Source organism: Paenibacillus sp. IHBB 10380 (genome assembly GCF_000949425.1).
GTDB lineage: Bacteria > Bacillota > Bacilli > Paenibacillales > Paenibacillaceae > Paenibacillus_AQ.
This window is the reverse complement of sequence record NZ_CP010976.1, coordinates 1,580,605-1,599,007: the sequence shown is the minus strand read 5'-3', so window position 1 is coordinate 1,599,007 and position 18,403 is coordinate 1,580,605. Positions and strand designations below refer to the sequence as shown.

Genomic DNA, 18,403 nt, shown 5'->3' with positions numbered 1-18,403 from the left:
CTCTTTCCCCTCTTCTAAGTCATTTACTTTTCGAATGGAATCTTATGAGTTGCGGCAAATTTCTCTAAACTTTCGCCCATTGCTTCTGTATTGTATCGATTTATAAGACGGCTAAATACCCAGTTACGCCCCTTCAATTGTTCAATCACTACAGAACCTGATTTCACACTAATCTTCTTAATATTTATAGCACCTACACGAGCTTCACGATTCATCCTTGTTGTGTACAGAGACTCTTTGTCGACACGCAAATAAGGACGGCGCATAAAAATAATGACTCCCAGTAAAACGTATAGCCCTATTATTAGCCATTGAGGAATCGCGCTTTTCTGTTCAACCGCAGTAACTTGTTCAGCTATTGTCCCAAGCAATCCATAAAATACGGCCAATACAACAAGCGTAAATGGTAATAGAATTTTACGTCCCTTAAAGATGTCACCACTCATCACTGATTTTGAACTTGAGATACTCGTAAGACCTTGCTCTTTACGTTTCTTATTCAATTGCTTCGAATTCTTCTGTACCATTCTTTCCCAAGAACGAGCCATTCTTTATCCCCCTTAATTTATACACTTCTATAAGCTATTTCCGACCTGACTCAGGCGAATCATCAGTAAATTCAATCGAATCTAATTGATTGCGGAAATTGTTGCGAACATTCTGAAGATAGATTTCACGGAGACTCGCACGTTCCTGAGTTTCTTCTTCTGTTAATCCTGTAGATGTATACTTCTTGGCAAGCTCATTAATTCGTTGTATCAAGCTATCAATATCCATGAAATCTCCTCCATTAATGAATTCTTTTCTAACTTTGCCATGATCAAAAGAGCTTGTCAAGGATTCCTCCTTTCCAAGCTCTTTCAGCTATCATTAATATTGAGGTAGAGACAATACCTCACCCGCTCGTATTCCACTTTGAGACAATCCATTTATCTCTTTCATTTCCTTAATATACACTCGAGTATCTAGATAATCAGGCTTCTCAGATACTGCAATCTTCCAAAGCGTATCCCCAGGTTGTATAATAATATTCTTCATCATCTCACTAGACTGACCGGATTTCCCTGAGAAAGCACTAACTGCTCCAGTACACCCTATTATTAGAAGTAACATAACTAGCAATAACTTTAGAAGCAAGGGACGAGATATCATATCTCTTAGTTTATCTCTCCATACATATGTTTGTAATTCTTTGTTGGTATCATAAATACTGCGGTAAGTACTATATTTCATCATACTTGATCATCTCCCAAACACTTGTTCTCTTGATAAATCCAATATAGCACGAACACTTGTTTTATTCAACACATTTCAGAACAATTGTTCCCCTATTATTAGAACCTACGTTTGTACGAACGGAAGTTCTATGTTATAATTCTGTCAAAATCACTAAATGGGGTGAGAGTGTTATGTCGAAGGTATCTAGCCGGCAATTAGCCATATTGGAGTTTATACGTAACGAAGTACGCTCTAAGGGATATCCGCCATCTGTGCGGGAGATCGGCGAAGCAGTCGGACTAGCTTCTAGTTCAACGGTTCATGGTCATCTTGATCGATTAGAGAAGAAAGGCTTGATTAGAAGAGATCCTACTAAGCCACGAGCTATTGAAATATTAGGACAAGAAGAATCAGATAGTAGTCATCTTTTCACACATACAGTATCCCGTGTTCCCATGGTCGGCAAAGTTACTGCCGGTGTTCCAATTACAGCAACAGAGAATATAGAAGATTACTTTCCTCTACCTCAACATTTCGTAGGTGAAGACAAAGTATTCATGTTATCTGTCATGGGCGACAGTATGATAGAAGCCGGTATACATAACGGAGACTTTGTTATCGTCCGCCAGCAACAGACCGCTGACAATGGAGATATCGTTGTTGCTATGACGGAAGAAGACGAAGCTACGGTCAAAACCTTTTATAAAGAGAAAGACCACATTAGACTTCAGCCAGAGAACCCAACTTACGAACCTTTGCGTTTGAATCATGTTACAATTCTGGGTAAAGTCATTGGACTTTTCCGCGATATTCATTGATTTCTATCGCACTATTTAATTAAGAAACGGATACATTCCATTTATATGGGTGTATCCGTTTCTTTTTGATAGATTTGTCCAAACCGAGCACTGCAATCTAGCATATACTATTCTATCCATTTAGAGTTGAAAGGAGCATGTCATATGGCTGCAGAGCTTATTGTGTTATGTTTACCTGCATCAAGCACCATCACGGGAACGATTACCACCAATACAACTACATCCGTTATTCCCACTACAACAAGATTCGCTTCGACCGTAGTCCTAGACAACATAGTAGCTGGAACCACTATAATACCTGCCATCTCGTTTAGAGATGATACGGGTACCCTTTTAGCCGCTGATGGTCTTACCATACCTACCTCAAATGGATACTATAATCTATTCGTAAACGGCGTCTTGCAATTAGGAGGACAAAGTACGCTCACTGTAACCAATCTGGTTATTAATACAGCACTTACCATAGGTGTAAGTGTCGTTGTTGAAGTTGTTAATTTCGTCTCTACTTCTACCTCTACCTCTACCTCTACCTCTACACACAAATTGGTCGTTTTGACAACCATTACTCCATAATTTATACATGAGGTTAGTCATTCCTGTCATCCTGCTTAATATTCCGGGACTACAGGGTGAATCCATTGTGATACATTCTTTCTACAATTAACAGAACTCGAACTCCTCATTCAGCGTCCCTCTAAGGCTCGACACAACCTCGTCATTGTTCCTCAGCAAGATAAAATTCAGACATTATCAATCCATATCGCTTGATTCCTAAAACAAACAACTGAAATATGTAAATATAAAATAAAAGAGGAGTCGCGATCGTGATGACTCCTCTATATGGTCTAATTCGAAAGTACTTTTTACTAAGACTAATCCTTACAGAAGAATTGTTTTCGATATAATTACCAACAGAATAAACAATACCAAAACCGCACCTGTAACTCCACCTAAACCACCGATAGCACCCATGAGTCATTCCTCCTTTACTTTAGACTACATCATAGCTTATGTAATATTTAGGATATAGGGAGGGCTATTCGGCAAATTGTTCAAACCCAAATTGTTCACAATCTTAGAGATAAACAGACCCTATGTATGGCTGCAATGCTCTAATCAATCCATTACGGATACTATTCACAACAATAAACATACGGTCTGAATCAATGTAAAAAATATCCGTCAGTTTATAATACCTGACGGATATTAAATGAAAGGGGAATGAAAAAGGATTAAACCCAGATAGACTTAGTAATGATTACTAACAGAATAAACAGAACCAAAATCCCAGCAGTAGATGTAAAACCGCCACCGTATCCTCCTAAAGCTTCACCCATAATAATCCCTCCTTTTCAATTGACTACACCATAGTTTATGTTGAAATATTTACTAGAGATTAGGTTTTATGGAAAAAAATTCACATGGAATTCCCCCTTCATTATACATTAATCGAAACCTTTATTATTAGACTTACGATGAACACCTTGAATCGTAAATCCGTATATAAAAAAACAGACTTCGCCGTATGCAACAGCAAACTTTAGACTGCAAAGCGGAACAACTTGCTGAAATGATTGACAAAATCTCAACCCAGTTTATATGCTTTTCATCATATAATTTAGCGTTGTAAATGTATTTAGCATCCCAATAGGGGTTGGTTGCACTCTCGTGTCCCGTTAGTTTAAAATTCGTACCCTCTTACCTTCGAGAAAATCTTTATATCTGCTAATTCACTTGAATCGTTCAAGCTATAGCTTCGCAGTGTTCCTTCTAATGAGAACCCAGCTCGTTCTGCAACTCGAATACTTGAAGTGTTTAAACGGTTACAACATATCTCAATACGGTTTGCTTCTAAATAATTTATTGCAAACGAGGTAATTGCGTTTACAGCTTCTGTCATCAGACCTTGACCTGTACGAGCGGTCCTAAGCCAATATCCTACTTCAAACTTACGAACGGTCCAATCAAAACGGTGGAGCCCACTACTACCTACAAACTCACCCGTGTGCTTATCAAATAAATGCAAAACTAAATCAGAACGCTCTAGAAAATTTAGCCTAGCTTTCCGTACATATGCTTCCGATTCTTCAACTGTAGGTAGATTTTTTACAAATGGTAACCAAGGTCGCATCTCATTGACACTTTCTCGAATAGCCTCGTTTACAGCATGTCCATCTTCCCACTTCGGAGCACGAATGATAAGACGATCACTTTCAAACTCTTCTGGAAATGTAAGCAAAATAGGATTTTCACTCATGATTCTCGCTCCTTATCTAACGAATAATATCAGTTATAGCTCATTTCCACTCTTCTTCCAAAATAGCGTAATAGTATTCATCCCACCATTTAACACCATCTGGTATACATTTCTTAAAATAGCCTTCTCTCCTCATTCCAATTTTCTCCATTACTCGATATGATGGAATGTTCTGAGGCTGACATGTAGCTATAATCCTATGTAATTTCATTTTCTCAAAACCATATTTCAATATAGCTTGTGCTGCTTCAGAAGCATACCCTTTTTTGTGATATTTAGGATTAAACACCCAACCGATCTCATAAGTATGATCACCAAAATACTTATAAAAAACAATGTGACCAATGAGAAGGTTTTCTTCCATTAATACAACAGGAAAATTCCCAGCGTTATCACCAATGTTTTTACGTATAAACTCCTTAGCATTTTTTTCAGAAAAAATCCCATCAGGTAAATATTTCATAACGTTAATATCTGATGTATACTCATGTACAGCTTGCCAATCCATAACTTCAAATTCGCGTATCAATAATCTATCTGTTTTTATATACATTCTTCACTCTTCCCCCATCAAAATTATTAATTCATTTATAATTCGTTTCGACAATAGATGTTAAATACCCTCTAAATTAAACAGTCCTTCTTCAACTATCCTGCTCGTCAGTTTAATAACGTAGCAGTCTAATATGCATTCTCATGAAACGTAAAATATCCTGTCATAACCACACATCATTAAAAAGGGGCGGAGGTAGATCCGGAGCAGCAAATGTGACCGAATCCCGAGCCTGTGACACCCATCTTAGCGTGTAACACTTCACCAGCTGTAAATGCTTTAAGAGCACCATTCGCTGGGGAAATTACAAGGTCTACACCTCTATGGAATCTCTTTACATGATCAACGGGATGCATACGCATACCAAATGGACTTGTTAGTCTAAAAATTTCAAATGGATTCATTATATATTACCACCCTTCTGCTTGAATACAGCAATAACATCTTTAATCCAATTCGGCATTGGAAGGCCCAAACGACCATAATTTTCTGTCACGGAAATATGTTCATTCGCAAGATAAAAATAAATGGAACCAATCATGATCACATCGGTGCCCATCAAGACATCTAGCCTGTGTGCCAATATAACAACTAGTAGCATAAGCCCCTTTTTAGCTAATCCCCAGAAGCCAACGTTACTACTAAGCCCTTTGCCCTCTTTTAAAGACGCAGCAACACCCGTTGCATAATCGATCACTATCGCAAGTAAAAAAAAAACGAAATCAATTCAGACCATCCTCCTAAAAGGTAAGTCCCTGCCGATCCTAAAAGAGCTATGCCCCACTTCAACGTCAAATCCAATCTTTCCATTCCATTTCCCCCTATTCAATATAAAAAGCCCCCATAGGTATGAGGGCATAAAAATACACCTCTCTGGGTGCTGTTGATGTTGCGTATAATCGTCCGTATGCGACATAAAAAAAGCCAACAATTAAAATGTTGACTGACTCCGGTAACTCCTTCTTCAACTATCGTTACACATTAGTTGAAGAACGCGGACTTTAAATATTTAGAAATATTTTCTTGAATAAGTAGAAATATAAACCAACAGACTAATCCCAAACCTATTGATACGAATAAGGGAATAGCATTTTTTAATGATATATAAACGATGAATAACAATAAGAAAGTGGCTGGAAACCCCCACAATACCCCTAAGGCAAATTTACTCAAAGTACTATTCTGTTCACCTTGAACGTATAGCCATATCATACTAAGCAAACTGACTAAAGGCAGAGCGGCTACTATACCTCCATAGGAAGGAAACCTTCTAGAAACTTCAGTAACTATCCCGATTACAATAGCTGAAACAATTATCTTAACAATTACAAACATTGTTTTACACGCTCACTTAATATTTTCAAGCCATTTACCACTATTTCCTTTTCATTAGCGCTTAGTTCATTTAGAATACTAGCTAATTTTTGCTCATCAAGGCATGTGTTTCGATGAAGAGCTTCTTTCCCCATATCAGTTAAACAAAGAATAACCTTTCTTTCATCAAAGGTGTCTCTCTTTTTAAAAAGATAGTTTTTTTCTATTATTCGTTTAACATGCTCTGAAGCAGTATTATGAGTGACTTTCAATGATGCAGCAACCTCATTAATCCCTACATCAACTTGTTTATCAACAAGCTGGAGTATTCGAATTATTTGATGCGTAACTATTTCTTCGTGAGGATAATGCAAGTAATAATAGATGTCCGTCCAATATTGATTTAATAAAGCAATTTTATTATTCATATAATCTCCCTATCTATGTCGTTTTATAAGATTATATCGTAATGAACGATATAAATAAAGAATTATTATATTAACAATTTTTGAATGTGTTTAACTAACCTATTGTTACTTCAATAATAATTGCTACACAGTATCGTCCTCTTGTTTGTTAAGCAACTCCTAGTTTAATTTCTAACAGCATTGTCCATCTCTACGATTTCATCATAGTAATCAGGTAAGTGTTTCCTTAATCTATCAACGGCTGTCATGACACGTTCACCACGCCTAAGACTGCCTTGAGCAACATTCTTGATCATAGAACCGGATTGCGTGAACGCTACCGACGTTGCCGCCAACAACATTATAGATAACGTAAAATTCATCATGCATAAGTTACTACCCCCCCTCATTGGTTTTGTGAAATCGAAAATAGAGGGCATTCCTCTGTTTTGAGAGGTGACATATGTCGCCGATACTGACGAATGAAAAAACTCCCTCGTAGGTATAGAAATGTATGAGGATAAAAATGACCTTTTTTCACCTCTCCACCCTTCAAACAATTCCCATTCTACACCGTTTGCGTCTACAAGTTGAAGTCTCCCACTTCCCCCATTGCCTGTATTTTGAATTGATGTTTCTTTCCATATTGTTGAACATTCAAAATTTATGAAAGATGAACATGGGGGTATAATATATAAATTTTCTCTAATTGCTTGACCGCCTGCTGGTATTTCATAAACTTTAGTAAAATTCATCTGTAAAGATCCTATGGTCGGCATTGTACCGACTATACCCAATATATCAACACCTTTTTTTATGTTTCCAGGTGTGAATGCAGGCGCTGGGGTAGCTACCCAAGTGCCCCCGTTATAAAACCCATGTGGTGGTTGTAAAAAAACGCGGTCACCTAGAAAAACATTCGTGGTAATCGCTGGCATATGGTGATTTTCTGTGCTTCTATCGGGCATGGTACCCTGTTTTAGTACTCCGTCATCGTAGCCGCTACTTCCGACCAACAAAAACTGCGGATTAAGAACTGCATCAACTGTGTCTACTACCGTGTGCTTTCCAGGAACACCGAATATGCTTGTTCCTGCTCGTATGTTATCTGAAATGTAATTAGGGTCGAAGGCTTTCACCTTTGTATTAGCCGTTCCATCATAAAATCCACTAAATTTCTTGAACTTTGGTTAACCGATTACAAGGAGGGTACCGTACGTAAAAACACCCTTACATCACTTCAATATAGTATCAATAATCATATACTCCCTTATTTTAAGAATATCTTACTAAAAGAATTAAAACCAATCATGTATCAAGAATTTATTAATGTACTTATTACAAATGGCTATAGTCACAGAACAATAGAAATAGTGCATTCTACAATGAATAATTCCATAAAAAAAGCCGTTACACTCTATAAAATTGAAAAAAAACCTTGTGTTGGTGTGAGTATCAAAGGAAAAAAGAAACAGAATGGTATCAAGTATATAGAATCTTCAGACATTCCTAAATTTCTTCAGGCTGCTTACCAGTATGACTATATATATTGGATAATGTCTAAATTACTTATAGAAACGGGGATGCGAAAAGGTGAAGCCGCTGCACTCCAATGGAGCGATGTTGATTTCAAGAACAAAACCTTATCAATTTCCAAAACTCTTGATTTTACCGCAAAGGATTCAGAAGAATTAATGGGAGATCCTAAAACATTCGATTCCACACGTACTATACGTATCAGCCAAGATCTAATCAACAACTTAAAGGATCATGTGAAGTATCAGAATCAAAATAAGTTAGGATTTATGGAGTTATATCACCATGACCTTAATCTTGTTCTATCCCGCAAAGATGGAAATTTCATGCCAAAGTCATCTCTTTTCAATGCTTTTTCCCGAATACTCAAACGAGCAAGCATTCCCTCCCTACCTATCCATTCCCTTGGTCACACATCCGCTGACATGCTTTTGGAATCCGGTGCTAATATGGAATATGTTCAGGAGCGCCTAGGACATGGTAGTATTCAAATTACATCAGATGTTTATGCCCACATTTCAAAGAAGATCGAAGAGACAAACATGAATAAATTTGAAGAGCATCTAAAAAACGTGCTTGAATAATCTAAAAGTTTGTGGGCATTTTGTGGGCAATCAAAGTTGATGGCTCCAAAATGTTTAAATGCCCACAAAAGAGAAAAAACCCCCAACGCTTAGAGCGTCAAGGGTTTCAAAGTCCTAGTACAAAGTCATATATTGATCGCGTTCCCATTGGTGAACTTGAGTTCTAAACATATCCCACTCAATTTCTTTCAGTTCATAGAAGTATGCTAGTGCATGATCTCCTAATGCTTCAGTAATAACTTGGCTACGAATAAGTTCATTCAATGCTTCTTTCAAATCGGATGGTAGGCTAGGAATACCTGCTTCGATCCGTTCTTCTTCCGACATCACATAAATGTTACGATCAATTGGAGCAGGTAACTTCATTTCATTCTTAACTCCGTCTAGACCTGCTTTCAACATCACAGCGAGAGCAAGATATGGATTAGCCGCTGGATCTGGATTACGTACTTCTACACGTGTGCTTAGTCCACGTGAAGCAGGAATACGAATCATTGGACTACGGTTACTACCAGACCATGCTACATAGCAAGGTGCTTCATAACCAGGTACAAGTCGTTTATATGAATTCACTGTTGGATTCGTAATAGCTGCATAAGCACGAGCATGCTTCAGAAGACCTGCCATATAATGACGGGCTGTCTGGCTTAGACCTAGCTCATCACTCTCATCATAGAATGAATTCTCTTCACCCTTGAATAGAGATTGGTGACAGTGCATACCTGATCCATTCACACCATACAGAGGCTTAGGCATAAATGTAGCATGCAATCCATGTTCACGAGCTATCGTCTTAACGACCAACTTGAACGTTTGGATCTGATCCGCTGCTTTAATTGCATCTTCGTATTTGAAGTCAATTTCATGTTGCCCAGGAGCAACCTCATGGTGAGATGCTTCGACTTCAAAGCCCATCTCTTCAAGAGTAAGAACGATTTCACGACGACAGTTTTCACCGAGATCCATAGGTGCAAGGTCGAAATAACCACCATTATCGTTCAATTCAGTTGTTGGGTTTCCTTTTTCATCTGTTTTGAACAAGAAGAATTCAGGCTCAGGTCCAACCTTCATGGATGTATAACCCATTTCGTCGGCTTCCTTAAGACAACGTTTCAGAATGCCACGTGGATCACCAGCAAATGGTGTACCGTCTGGCATATAAATATCACAAATCAAACGAGCAACACGACTTTCCGTTACCCAAGGGAAAACAACCCAAGTATCAAGATCAGGATATAAATACATATCCGATTCTTCAATCCGTACGTATCCTTCAATAGAAGAACCGTCAAACATCATCTTATTATCGACTGCCTTCTTTAATTGACTGACAGGGATCTCAACATTCTTGATCGTGCCTAGTAGATCAGTAAACTGCAATCGAATAAATCGAACATTCTCTTCCTTGGCCATACGAAGAATATCATCTTGTGTATAACTCATTTATACCCTCTCCCTTTCTCTTCCGTGTTCATTGTTAAATGAATAGTTTATTTATTAAAAAACCGGGACAATTCACCTTGAAATAATGACACTTGACCCGGTCTCTTACCAATGACTAGTTGCTGTTTCAACAGACGGTGAAGTTGTGAATCAGATAGTTCTCTACGTCTAACCTCTGTGTCAGGTGTAATGACTGTAGCTTCTTCAGATTCCTTCGAGACAGGATTCATTACCTGTTTGATGCCAGCAATGTTAACACCCTTCTCGATCAGCGCTTTAATCTCAAGCAACCTCTCAACATCATTAAATGAGAATAGGCGTTGATTCCCTGCTGTTCTAGCTGGGACAATCAAGCTATGTTGTTCGTAATAACGTATCTGTCTCGCAGATAAGTCGGTTAATTTCATTACTATGCCAATCGGGAATAAAGCCATATTTCTACGAATATCGTCACCCATGACTCATCTACCTTCCAATGATCTAATATCTATCATTGTACATTTCATGATCTTCCATGTCAATGGTATGTTAGATAAACTCACAATAATTTTCTGTCTTGCATGATCTGGATCGACTTAAGTACTCCATATTTCACATGAGAGTAGGTTAAGCCACCTTGCATATACCCGATATAGGGCTCACGAATTGGTGCGTCAGCTGATAATTCTAAGCTACCACCTTGAATAAAAGTACCTGCAGCCATGATTACGGGATGCTCATATCCCGGCATGTCCCAAGGTTCAGGTACGACATGACTATCCACTGCTGCTGCTCGTTGAATGCCTTGCACAAAAGCGATGAGGTGTTCTGGTCCAGCAAAAGAAATCGCTTGGATCAAATCCGTACGTTTCTCATCCCATGCTGGCTTCGTATCGAAGCCAAACTTAGCAAACATAGCCGCGGCAAATACGCTCCCTTTGACAGCTTGTCCAACAATCATAGGAGCTAGGAACAACCCCTGATAAATTCCACGTGTTGTTCCTAGCATTGCTCCTACTTCTCTACCAATTCCCGGCGCGGTTAAGCGGTAAGAAGCGAGCTCTACATACTCCTTCTTCCCACAAATATAGCCACCTGTCTCAGCGATTCCGCCACCAGGGTTTTTAATTAATGAACCCGCCATTAGATCTACGCCCACTTCGGTAGGTTCAACTTCTTCTGTGAATTCACCATAGCAATTGTCAACGAATACAATGATCTCCGGTTTGATTAACCTAATCCGACTAACCATTTCTCCAATCTGTTCCACTGTGAAAGATGAGCGCCAATCGTATCCTCTAGATCTCTGAATACCAATAACTTTGGTAGCTGATGTTATTCCACGTTCAACAGCATCCCAGTCAACGCCTCCATCCTCTTTCAATGCAGCTTCTCGGTAAGTTATCCCAAAGTCAAGCAGAGAACCATTCCCGTCCCCTGCTTGACCGATAACTTTATGAAGTGTGTCATAAGGACGCCCTGTAATATAGAACAGTTCATCACCTGGACGCAGAACTCCAAATAACGCCGTAGATATCGTGTGAGTACCCGAGGCAAAATGAGGCCGTACCAAAGCAGCTTCAGCACCGAACACATCTGCATAGACTAAATCTAACACTTCACGTCCTCGATCATTATATCCATATCCTGTAGAACCGGCAAAATGATAATCACTTACCTGATGTTGTTGAAAAGCATCGATGACTTTCCATTGATTGCGATCTACTACCTTGTCTATCACTCTTAGCTGGCCTTCAATTTGTTGCTCTACTTCATTCATACATTGTTCCAATTCTTCACTAAACCGTGCCATCGCTTTTTAATTCTCTCCCCTGCTGTCGTCAATCAAACGTTAATTGTCCCATATAATAATCAAACTTACCATGAAGATAACATTCAAATTACAATTCAATGTACTCTTTAAGCATATATTCATGCTTTACGTAATCTGCTTTGTGTAGTAGAACCTTATAAAGTAAATCACTTTCATCAAACTCCTGCTCCAAGACATCTCCGACACGATACAATAAAGAGGTTAAATCTCCGCGGTTAGCAGGAATACGGAAAGTGAGCGTATCTCCGGTCAAAGTTGTCTGAACAGCTTCACGTATCACTAACAAATCTGCTTCATCAAAGGCACTTATTTTCAAATAACCTTCACCCGAACCCAGCATCTGTAACTGTTCAGGGTTACACATATCTTTTTTGTTGTATAGAGTAATCTGAGGTTTATCCGCCGCTCCAAGATCCTGCAGAATCGACTGTACCACCTTCATTTGGTCTTCTCTCATTTCAGAAGAAGAATCAACGACATGCAGAATCAGATCCGCTTCATTCACTTCTTCTAAAGTTGCGCGGAATGCTGCTATCAAATCATGGGGTAAATTCTGAATAAACCCTACCGTATCCGTCAACACCACTTCTTTACCACTTGGTAATTCTAATACGCGAGAAGTAGGATCAAGCGTCGCAAACAATTGATCTTGAATATATACATCTGCATCGGTTAGTTGTTTCAATAAAGTGGATTTGCCTGCATTCGTATAACCCACAAGAGCTACTTGTGTGACACCACTCTTCTGTCTACGTTCACGATACAATTTCCGGTGCTTTGTAATTTCATCCAATTGTTGTTTCAGATCATTGACTCTATCCCGGATATGACGACGGTCCATTTCCAGTTTGCTTTCACCGGGACCACGAGTCCCTATCCCACCACCGAGCCGAGAAAGATTCTGACTCTGACCTGAAAGGCGTGGTAAAAGGTATGTTAGCTGCGCTAATTCCACTTGAATGATTCCTTCACGTGTTTTAGCTCTTTGAGCAAATATATCCAGAATTAATTGAGTTCGGTCAATAATTTTAACATCTAGGCTTTCTTCTAGATGTCTAACCTGAGCACCTGAAAGTTCATGATCAAAAATAGCAGTGTTGGCATCAGTGGCTTCCATCACTAGTCGTAGCTCCTCAACTTTCCCTTTTCCAATAAACCATTTAGGATCAGGTTTTTGAAGATTCTGACTAAGTGAATCGAGCACCTCGACACCTGCCGTTTCCGCAAGCTGAACGAGTTCATGGAGGGAATATTCCGGATCAATCCCTTTTCTCTTTACCTCATCCGTTACTAGGCTTACTAGAACCGCACGGTCCTGCAAATCTGTCTCTGTGTCATACGTGGAGTTAATCATGAATAAATGGCCCCTTTTATCTACATGTTGTTCGAAATGGTATATCTTTTCTATAGTCCTTGTTTCAAATCCAATTTGAAATCTTCCGTTCGAAGTGTCATGAGCTCAAGCTTACCTGGTTGACTATTCACATATTGATTCAAGAGCCTAACCGCATGATTACGTATCGACTTTTCAATCATGTTGCGTATATATCTCCCATTACTGAATGCATGTAAGCTTTCATTCTTCTCCTGTAAAATGTGCTGCTTCAGTTTAAGTATCGCCTGAGGCATAAGAATGTAGTCTCTTTCCTTAGCCATTACTTCTGAAATTTGAATCAGTTGATCCACTGAATAATCCGAGAAATCGACCTGAATAGGGAATCGAGAAGGAAGACCTGGGTTAGTCTGTAAGAAGAACTCCATTTCTTCAGAATAGCCCGCCAGAATAAGGATAAATTGATTCTTATGGTCCTCCATAGACTTTACTAAAGTATCGATAGCCTCTTTACCGAAATCCTTCTCACCACCTCGGGCAAGACTGTAGGCTTCATCAATAAATAGAATGCCACCCATGGCTTTTTTGACGAGTTCCCTAGTCTTCTGTGCTGTATGTCCGATATACTCACCGACCAAATCAGCACGTTCTACCTCAATAAGATGTCCTTTACTGAGTACACCCATTTTTTGAAACAGCTTAGCTACGATACGCGCTACCGTCGTCTTTCCAGTACCTGGATTACCTTTGAAAATCATGTGATACACATGCCCACCACTTGCCAGTCCTGCTTCCGAACGTAATTGTGCTACCTGAAGTAACGCATAGATTTCGTGAACTAGCTCTTTGATGTTATCCAATCCAATCAATTGGTCGAGCTCTCGTTGAATTTCTTGATATAGACTCTGCTCAGCCTTCTTCTTATTTACCTTTACGGGCTCATGATCCAGCACTACATTGTTTAATACGGGGGCCTCTTGACTACGTAAAACCACATTAATTTGCCTGGATGGCCTGCCTTCAGGCTGGCCATTTGTGGCCGCGACACGCCCGCTCATGCATCCATCACCTCATTATCTACTGGGATGACATCTCTATTCAATGTATTCTACTTCATGAAACGTTATTAACAGTTTCATCCGATTTAAAGCCAAGATCCATTAATAATTCATTTATTTTCCATTTCGTGAAGGCTAAAGTCTCTCTAGTCTTGTGAATGGACATCTGTAGCACCTTCGATTCTACAAGCCCAAGTTTAGGTTCATCATATTGCAAATACTCCGCTATCTTGAGGGAACGCATCCCATGGTATGTATGTGTAATGATCACGGCAGACGTCCAGCCCTGCTTATCCATGAGCTTCTGACTGAATAACAAGTTCTCCCACGTATCCGTCGCTTCATTCTCTAGAACAACGTCCTCTTCGGGAACTCCATGCTCCAGTAAATACTGAGCCATCCCTTGCGCCTCTGTAAGTCTCATGCCTGGACGATCCAACCCTCCAGTCACAATAAAGTGCTCAAATTTACCGTCTTGATATAACCTTAATCCCTCTTCTAGCCTTTCCCGAAGGCCTGGGCTAGGTACATCCCCCCACATCGCAGCGCCAAGAATAATACCAACATCTACTCGTGGGTTAATGTCCGAACTAGTCGTCCGATTTATTTGCCAAATAACATAGCCTAGCCATAGAAGAACTACTAGACAGATAGATAGAATGATGAAAATTATTTTTTTGAACGTCAATCGGGCCTTATTTGATACAAGGATCATATTTTCCTCCTAAATTCACCATTCTCAAACAATTGTTTACGATGTTCGAGTGACATCATGAAGTAGGGAAATTGATGTGCATCGATCTCATGCAACAAATGTTTAGCAGTTAACGTAGCAAGATTATAATCCTCTGTCGTTATATCGCTTCGTCTTAAAGCATCATCCAATTCATCTTCATCCAATAGGAAGACCTCTCCATTACTTAATACCACCACATCCAAATATAAATCATCGAACCAAGGTACGCCCTGATCAGTCACACCCTGAATTTTGCAAGTATCAATATACCATTGAATAATTTCTTGTCGCTCATTAAACATAGCAGTGACAATATAATGGCAATTCTCAGGGAAGTACTGTAACCAAGAGTACCCTTTGTCTGCAATACGATACGTATGATTTCCATAAGTTTTCCATAGGGGTTCCTTCAAGTTATAAATCGTATACAACGTTATATAACCCGTGAACCTCTCGGATTCGACATAACGACAAGTAAAACGGCGGCGTGAAATTCGACGCCAGTTCGCGCGATCTCCAAATTTACGTTTCATGGGAAATACCCTCTCCAGTATGGTAGTTACAGCTTAACACATTTAGGAATCACACTCAAAATGTAAAAAAACTTCCTTACAGATGGATTTTAAAACCCCATCGCACTTGGACTTGATAATCCGTCTATTAAAAATAGATAAAGCCCCCACATGGGAGCTTTATCTATCTTAGCTAAGGAGTTGTCGTTCCAGATACTTCGCCTCCATCGGGCGTATCGGGTTGATAACTATCAACAGGTTCGCCATTTGTTGAGGTTCCAGGATCAGTCTGCGTATTATCAGACGGTATTTCTTCTATCCCGGTATCATTACCTGTTTCGCTACCCGGTGGAGTAACCTCTTCGCCATTACCATTACCGTTACCAGTACCGTTACCCATCCCATTATCGATTCCGGTGTTACCATTGCCATTGCCGTTACTATTTCCGTTACCATTCCCATTATTATTATTATTATTATTATTATTATCGATAGGTGGTTCTATCGGATCTGGCTCTTCAATTGGCTCTTCAATAATGTCTGCCAATTCAATCATAATCTGAACTGTATTCGATGGTTCTGATTCAACACCACTATCAGATTGAATCGCTCTCACATAATAATCGTAAGTGAGACCCTCTAGTGCGTTAAGATCTTCAGCTTCCGTCGAAGTAGAGTCGGTAATCATCGAATAACTACCTTCTGACGATTCTTTACGATATACACGATACTTCACATTCGCTTCTGCAGAAGCATTCCATGACAAGGATACAATCTGAGTCTCTGGATTATAAGAAGCAATTAAGCCACTTACACTGGCCACAGGAACCGGTTCCTGTTCTGGGGCTGGCTCCGGCTCAACTTGCTCCACATTCTTAGGAACAGGGAAGCTCTTAGAATCGAACTCTTGGACCGCTTGTTCCATCACCTTGCCCCAGAATGAGGCAGCAAGCGAGCTACTTCTGTGAAGCATATGATCTTTATCCGGTTTATCGTAGCCCATCCATACCGCTGCGGTAAGCTCAGGTGTATAACCTACGAACCACACATCCCGGTTAGAACTGTTACCTTTGATACCACTCTGTGTTGTACCCGTTTTACCTGCAACCGGTCTACTAATTTTAGCCTTTTTTCCTGTACCGCTATTGACAACATTCTGCAACATCTGCGTCATTTGATAGGAGGTATTCTCACTCATGACTTGTGTTCCTTTATTTTTATGCTCATATACAGCTTTTTCATCACTATCAACAATGCTCTTAATCGAGTAAGCCGGATTAAGAACTCCACCATTAGCAAGTGCACTATAAGCTTGGGTCATTTCCAACGTATTCGTCCCTGTACTCATACCACCAAGCGCTAATGACAAGTTCTTGTCCTCAGCCTCCATGTTGATGCCGAGTTTTTGCGCAAACTTAAATCCTGTGCTTACACCAATTTCATTCAGTAGCCACACGGCAGGGATATTCTCAGATCTCTGGATCGCTTCTGCCATACTTATGGTATTCGAGTAACCATGAAGATTACGAGGACAATAATTTGCGAAACACTGCTCTCTATTACTCAAAGGTGTATCGATTGTAACGCTGCCCGAATCTAAGGCAGGAGCATAAGATACAATTGGCTTAAGAGCTGATCCAGGTTGACGACGGCTACCCGTTACACGACTGTATCCTTTACGCTCATAGTCACGTCCACCGAGTAATGCAATCACAGCTCCATTCTCATTATTCATGATGATCATAGAACCTTGAACTTGCTGATCATCCACACTCTCTTCAAAATTACTAGCATCGGCGAATTCCTTCTCCACGACTAATTGTGCCTTAGCATCCATTGTCGTATAGATTTTGTATCCACCGATATTCAGATCATCTTGCGATAATCCACTAACACGCTCTGCTTCACTCATAACATAATCCATAAACGCAAGATACTGTTGCTTCTTAGGTGGTGGAGAATAGTCATACACCACATCTTTGGCTTCATTTCTTTCTTCGCTCGTTATATATCCTTGTTCCTCCATCAATTGAAGAACAACGGAACGACGTTGCATAGAGAGATCTGGGTTACGAAGCGGATTATATTTAGAAGGTCCTTTCGGCATTGCAGCTAATGTAGCCATCTCCCATACTTTCAGCTTATTCAGATCACTTTTACCAAAATAATATTCAGAGGCAGCCTTGATCCCATAAATTTGACCCCCGAAATTAATTCGATTGAGATACATCGTAATAATTTCATCTTTCGTTTTATCGCGCTCAAGCGCCATAGCAATAGACACTTCAGTTGCTTTACGGAAAAAGGTTTTATCTCTGGTTAAGAAAACATTTTTCGCTAATTGCTGAGTAATGGTACTACCACCCTCTACTGCAGATCTTGCGATAACGTCCTTAACCGCTGCACGACCGATTGACCAAATGTCGACCCCAGCGTGTTCCATAAATCGTTTGTCTTCAGTAGCAATGAATGCATCTTTCAGCAGTTTAGGAATTTCATCTCCCTCTACAGGATCACTTTTCTGGATTGAAAGTTCACCCATAAGCTGACCATTGCGATCATATACTTTCGAATTTTCATGGACCGTCAATTTATCTGCATTTTCCATTAGCAGTTTTTCTCCAGATAGCGTGATATATAGATATCCTCCTAATGCACAAAAGATAGCAAAAGCTACTGTGAAAAACATTGTCCAAAAGACACGTTTTTTCGTAATTCTTTTCTTTTTCTTCGGCTTGGGCACTTCTCTTTTTGTAGTTGTCGTTACCCTTCCCCTTGGAGTTTCTTTCTTATCCATTGTAAACCTCCTAACTCCCTCTTT

Annotated in this window: 22 protein-coding genes and 1 pseudogene; 3 read left to right on the top strand and 20 right to left on the bottom strand. The window is 39.7% G+C overall.

Annotation, left to right across the window (positions count from 1 at the left end; all coding sequences use genetic code 11):
* Nucleotides 1-23: 23 nt before the first annotated feature.
* From UB51_RS07185 to UB51_RS07175, 3 genes are all read right to left on the bottom strand, one after another.
* On the bottom strand, nucleotides 24-548 hold the full coding sequence (locus tag UB51_RS07185) for a hypothetical protein (protein ID WP_044876725.1): 525 nt from the start codon (nucleotides 546-548) through the stop codon (nucleotides 24-26).
* A gap of 34 nt (nucleotides 549-582) precedes the next feature.
* Complete coding sequence (locus UB51_RS07180; RefSeq protein WP_044879949.1) at nucleotides 583-777, bottom strand: DUF896 domain-containing protein; 195 nt, start codon at nucleotides 775-777, stop codon at nucleotides 583-585.
* 93 nt (nucleotides 778-870) lie between these two features.
* Entirely contained in the window at nucleotides 871-1,236 is a 366-nt protein-coding gene (locus tag UB51_RS07175) for a LysM peptidoglycan-binding domain-containing protein (protein WP_044876724.1), read from the bottom strand.
* Nucleotides 1,237-1,409: 173 nt separating this feature from the next.
* Between UB51_RS07175 and lexA the strand changes: the two genes are divergently transcribed.
* Both lexA and UB51_RS07165 read left to right on the top strand, forming a co-directional pair.
* The gene (gene lexA / locus UB51_RS07170; RefSeq protein ID WP_044876723.1) at nucleotides 1,410-2,036 is read left to right on the top strand and encodes a transcriptional repressor LexA; all 627 of its coding nucleotides are present in this window, start codon (nucleotides 1,410-1,412) and stop codon (nucleotides 2,034-2,036) included.
* A gap of 144 nt (nucleotides 2,037-2,180) precedes the next feature.
* Nucleotides 2,181-2,609, top strand: coding sequence for a DUF4183 domain-containing protein (locus UB51_RS07165; protein WP_044876722.1), 429 nt, complete (start codon nucleotides 2,181-2,183; stop codon nucleotides 2,607-2,609).
* A gap of 306 nt (nucleotides 2,610-2,915) precedes the next feature.
* On the opposite strand, the gene UB51_RS28745 is transcribed toward UB51_RS07165, so the two are convergent.
* The 9 genes and pseudogenes from UB51_RS28745 to UB51_RS07125 all read right to left on the bottom strand — a co-directional run bounded on the left by UB51_RS28745 (nucleotide 2,916) and on the right by UB51_RS07125 (nucleotide 7,706).
* Nucleotides 2,916-3,008 (bottom strand): hypothetical protein, encoded by a 93-nt coding sequence (locus UB51_RS28745; RefSeq protein ID WP_044876721.1) that lies wholly within the window; start codon nucleotides 3,006-3,008, stop codon nucleotides 2,916-2,918.
* 260 nt (nucleotides 3,009-3,268) lie between these two features.
* On the bottom strand, nucleotides 3,269-3,373 hold the full coding sequence (locus tag UB51_RS28460) for a sporulation protein YjcZ (protein WP_199924991.1): 105 nt from the start codon (nucleotides 3,371-3,373) through the stop codon (nucleotides 3,269-3,271).
* A 344-nt stretch (nucleotides 3,374-3,717) separates the two neighbouring features.
* Nucleotides 3,718-4,293, bottom strand: coding sequence for a GNAT family N-acetyltransferase (locus UB51_RS07155; protein ID WP_044876720.1), 576 nt, complete (start codon nucleotides 4,291-4,293; stop codon nucleotides 3,718-3,720).
* 40 nt (nucleotides 4,294-4,333) lie between these two features.
* Entirely contained in the window at nucleotides 4,334-4,846 is a 513-nt protein-coding gene (locus UB51_RS07150) for a GNAT family N-acetyltransferase (protein ID WP_044876719.1), read from the bottom strand.
* Between the two features lie 179 nt (nucleotides 4,847-5,025).
* Nucleotides 5,026-5,250, bottom strand: a complete 225-nt coding sequence (locus UB51_RS07145) for a M23 family metallopeptidase (protein ID WP_044876718.1) — start codon at nucleotides 5,248-5,250, stop codon at nucleotides 5,026-5,028.
* Nucleotides 5,250-5,656 (bottom strand): annotated as a pseudogene (locus UB51_RS07140) (phage holin family protein). The gene UB51_RS07145 and the pseudogene UB51_RS07140 overlap by 1 nt, the downstream one beginning before the upstream one ends.
* Nucleotides 5,657-5,827: 171 nt before the next feature.
* Entirely contained in the window at nucleotides 5,828-6,181 is a 354-nt protein-coding gene (locus UB51_RS07135) for a DUF3147 family protein (protein WP_044876717.1), read from the bottom strand.
* Entirely contained in the window at nucleotides 6,172-6,588 is a 417-nt protein-coding gene (locus UB51_RS07130; RefSeq protein ID WP_044876716.1) for a MarR family winged helix-turn-helix transcriptional regulator, read from the bottom strand. Before UB51_RS07130 ends, UB51_RS07135 begins: the two co-directional genes overlap by 10 nt.
* 164 nt (nucleotides 6,589-6,752) lie before the next feature.
* Complete coding sequence (locus tag UB51_RS07125; RefSeq protein ID WP_044876715.1) at nucleotides 6,753-7,706, bottom strand: hypothetical protein; 954 nt, start codon at nucleotides 7,704-7,706, stop codon at nucleotides 6,753-6,755.
* Between UB51_RS07125 and UB51_RS07120 the strand changes: the two genes are divergently transcribed.
* Nucleotides 7,686-8,687, top strand: coding sequence for a tyrosine-type recombinase/integrase (locus UB51_RS07120; RefSeq protein WP_082063061.1), 1,002 nt, complete (start codon nucleotides 7,686-7,688; stop codon nucleotides 8,685-8,687). The two genes, UB51_RS07125 and UB51_RS07120, sit on opposite strands and share 21 nt — an antisense overlap.
* 114 nt (nucleotides 8,688-8,801) lie before the next feature.
* Here the strand turns inward: UB51_RS07120 and glnA are convergent, their stop codons facing one another.
* From glnA to UB51_RS07080, 8 genes are all read right to left on the bottom strand, one after another.
* Entirely contained in the window at nucleotides 8,802-10,130 is a 1,329-nt protein-coding gene (glnA, locus tag UB51_RS07115; RefSeq protein ID WP_044876714.1) for a type I glutamate--ammonia ligase, read from the bottom strand.
* 47 nt (nucleotides 10,131-10,177) lie between these two features.
* Nucleotides 10,178-10,588, bottom strand: a complete 411-nt coding sequence (locus tag UB51_RS07110) for a MerR family transcriptional regulator (RefSeq protein WP_044876713.1) — start codon at nucleotides 10,586-10,588, stop codon at nucleotides 10,178-10,180.
* Nucleotides 10,589-10,668: 80 nt separating this feature from the next.
* Nucleotides 10,669-11,922 carry a methionine gamma-lyase family protein gene (locus tag UB51_RS07105; protein WP_044876712.1) on the bottom strand — a complete coding sequence of 418 codons (1,254 nt, stop codon included), beginning with the start codon at nucleotides 11,920-11,922 and terminating at the stop codon, nucleotides 10,669-10,671.
* A gap of 88 nt (nucleotides 11,923-12,010) precedes the next feature.
* Complete coding sequence (gene hflX / locus UB51_RS07100) at nucleotides 12,011-13,297, bottom strand: GTPase HflX (RefSeq protein WP_044876711.1); 1,287 nt, start codon at nucleotides 13,295-13,297, stop codon at nucleotides 12,011-12,013.
* A 50-nt stretch (nucleotides 13,298-13,347) separates the two neighbouring features.
* Nucleotides 13,348-14,334, bottom strand: a complete 987-nt coding sequence (locus tag UB51_RS07095) for an AAA family ATPase (protein WP_044876710.1) — start codon at nucleotides 14,332-14,334, stop codon at nucleotides 13,348-13,350.
* Between the two features lie 55 nt (nucleotides 14,335-14,389).
* Nucleotides 14,390-15,049 (bottom strand): YdcF family protein, encoded by a 660-nt coding sequence (locus UB51_RS07090; protein WP_044876709.1) that lies wholly within the window; start codon nucleotides 15,047-15,049, stop codon nucleotides 14,390-14,392.
* Nucleotides 15,046-15,603, bottom strand: coding sequence for a ribonuclease FAU-1 family protein (locus UB51_RS07085; protein WP_044876708.1), 558 nt, complete (start codon nucleotides 15,601-15,603; stop codon nucleotides 15,046-15,048). The genes UB51_RS07090 and UB51_RS07085 overlap by 4 nt, the downstream gene beginning before the upstream one ends.
* 172 nt (nucleotides 15,604-15,775) lie before the next feature.
* Nucleotides 15,776-18,379, bottom strand: a complete 2,604-nt coding sequence (locus tag UB51_RS07080) for a transglycosylase domain-containing protein (RefSeq protein WP_044876707.1) — start codon at nucleotides 18,377-18,379, stop codon at nucleotides 15,776-15,778.
* Nucleotides 18,380-18,403 lie beyond the last annotated feature (24 nt).

Excerpts from the sequence above, each read along its gene's own strand:
- UB51_RS07185 (WP_044876725.1), bottom strand. The coding sequence starts at position 548 with ATGGCTCGTTCTTGGGAAAGAATGGTACAGAAGAATTCGAAGCAATTG.
- UB51_RS07180 (WP_044879949.1), bottom strand. The coding sequence starts at position 777 with ATGGATATTGATAGCTTGATACAACGAATTAATGAGCTTGCCAAGAAG.
- UB51_RS07175 (WP_044876724.1), bottom strand. The coding sequence starts at position 1,236 with ATGATGAAATATAGTACTTACCGCAGTATTTATGATACCAACAAAGAA.
- lexA (WP_044876723.1), top strand. The coding sequence starts at position 1,410 with ATGTCGAAGGTATCTAGCCGGCAATTAGCCATATTGGAGTTTATACGT.
- UB51_RS07165 (WP_044876722.1), top strand. The coding sequence starts at position 2,181 with ATGGCTGCAGAGCTTATTGTGTTATGTTTACCTGCATCAAGCACCATC.
- UB51_RS28745 (WP_044876721.1), bottom strand. The coding sequence starts at position 3,008 with ATGGGTGCTATCGGTGGTTTAGGTGGAGTTACAGGTGCGGTTTTGGTA.
- UB51_RS28460 (WP_199924991.1), bottom strand. The coding sequence starts at position 3,373 with ATGGGTGAAGCTTTAGGAGGATACGGTGGCGGTTTTACATCTACTGCT.
- UB51_RS07155 (WP_044876720.1), bottom strand. The coding sequence starts at position 4,293 with ATGAGTGAAAATCCTATTTTGCTTACATTTCCAGAAGAGTTTGAAAGT.
- UB51_RS07150 (WP_044876719.1), bottom strand. The coding sequence starts at position 4,846 with ATGTATATAAAAACAGATAGATTATTGATACGCGAATTTGAAGTTATG.
- UB51_RS07145 (WP_044876718.1), bottom strand. The coding sequence starts at position 5,250 with ATGAATCCATTTGAAATTTTTAGACTAACAAGTCCATTTGGTATGCGT.
- UB51_RS07135 (WP_044876717.1), bottom strand. The coding sequence starts at position 6,181 with ATGTTTGTAATTGTTAAGATAATTGTTTCAGCTATTGTAATCGGGATA.
- UB51_RS07130 (WP_044876716.1), bottom strand. The coding sequence starts at position 6,588 with ATGAATAATAAAATTGCTTTATTAAATCAATATTGGACGGACATCTAT.
- glnA (WP_044876714.1), bottom strand. The coding sequence starts at position 10,130 with ATGAGTTATACACAAGATGATATTCTTCGTATGGCCAAGGAAGAGAAT.
- UB51_RS07110 (WP_044876713.1), bottom strand. The coding sequence starts at position 10,588 with ATGGGTGACGATATTCGTAGAAATATGGCTTTATTCCCGATTGGCATA.
- UB51_RS07105 (WP_044876712.1), bottom strand. The coding sequence starts at position 11,922 with ATGGCACGGTTTAGTGAAGAATTGGAACAATGTATGAATGAAGTAGAG.
- hflX (WP_044876711.1), bottom strand. The coding sequence starts at position 13,297 with ATGATTAACTCCACGTATGACACAGAGACAGATTTGCAGGACCGTGCG.
- UB51_RS07095 (WP_044876710.1), bottom strand. The coding sequence starts at position 14,334 with ATGAGCGGGCGTGTCGCGGCCACAAATGGCCAGCCTGAAGGCAGGCCA.
- UB51_RS07090 (WP_044876709.1), bottom strand. The coding sequence starts at position 15,049 with ATGATCCTTGTATCAAATAAGGCCCGATTGACGTTCAAAAAAATAATT.
- UB51_RS07085 (WP_044876708.1), bottom strand. The coding sequence starts at position 15,603 with ATGAAACGTAAATTTGGAGATCGCGCGAACTGGCGTCGAATTTCACGC.
- UB51_RS07080 (WP_044876707.1), bottom strand. The coding sequence starts at position 18,379 with ATGGATAAGAAAGAAACTCCAAGGGGAAGGGTAACGACAACTACAAAA.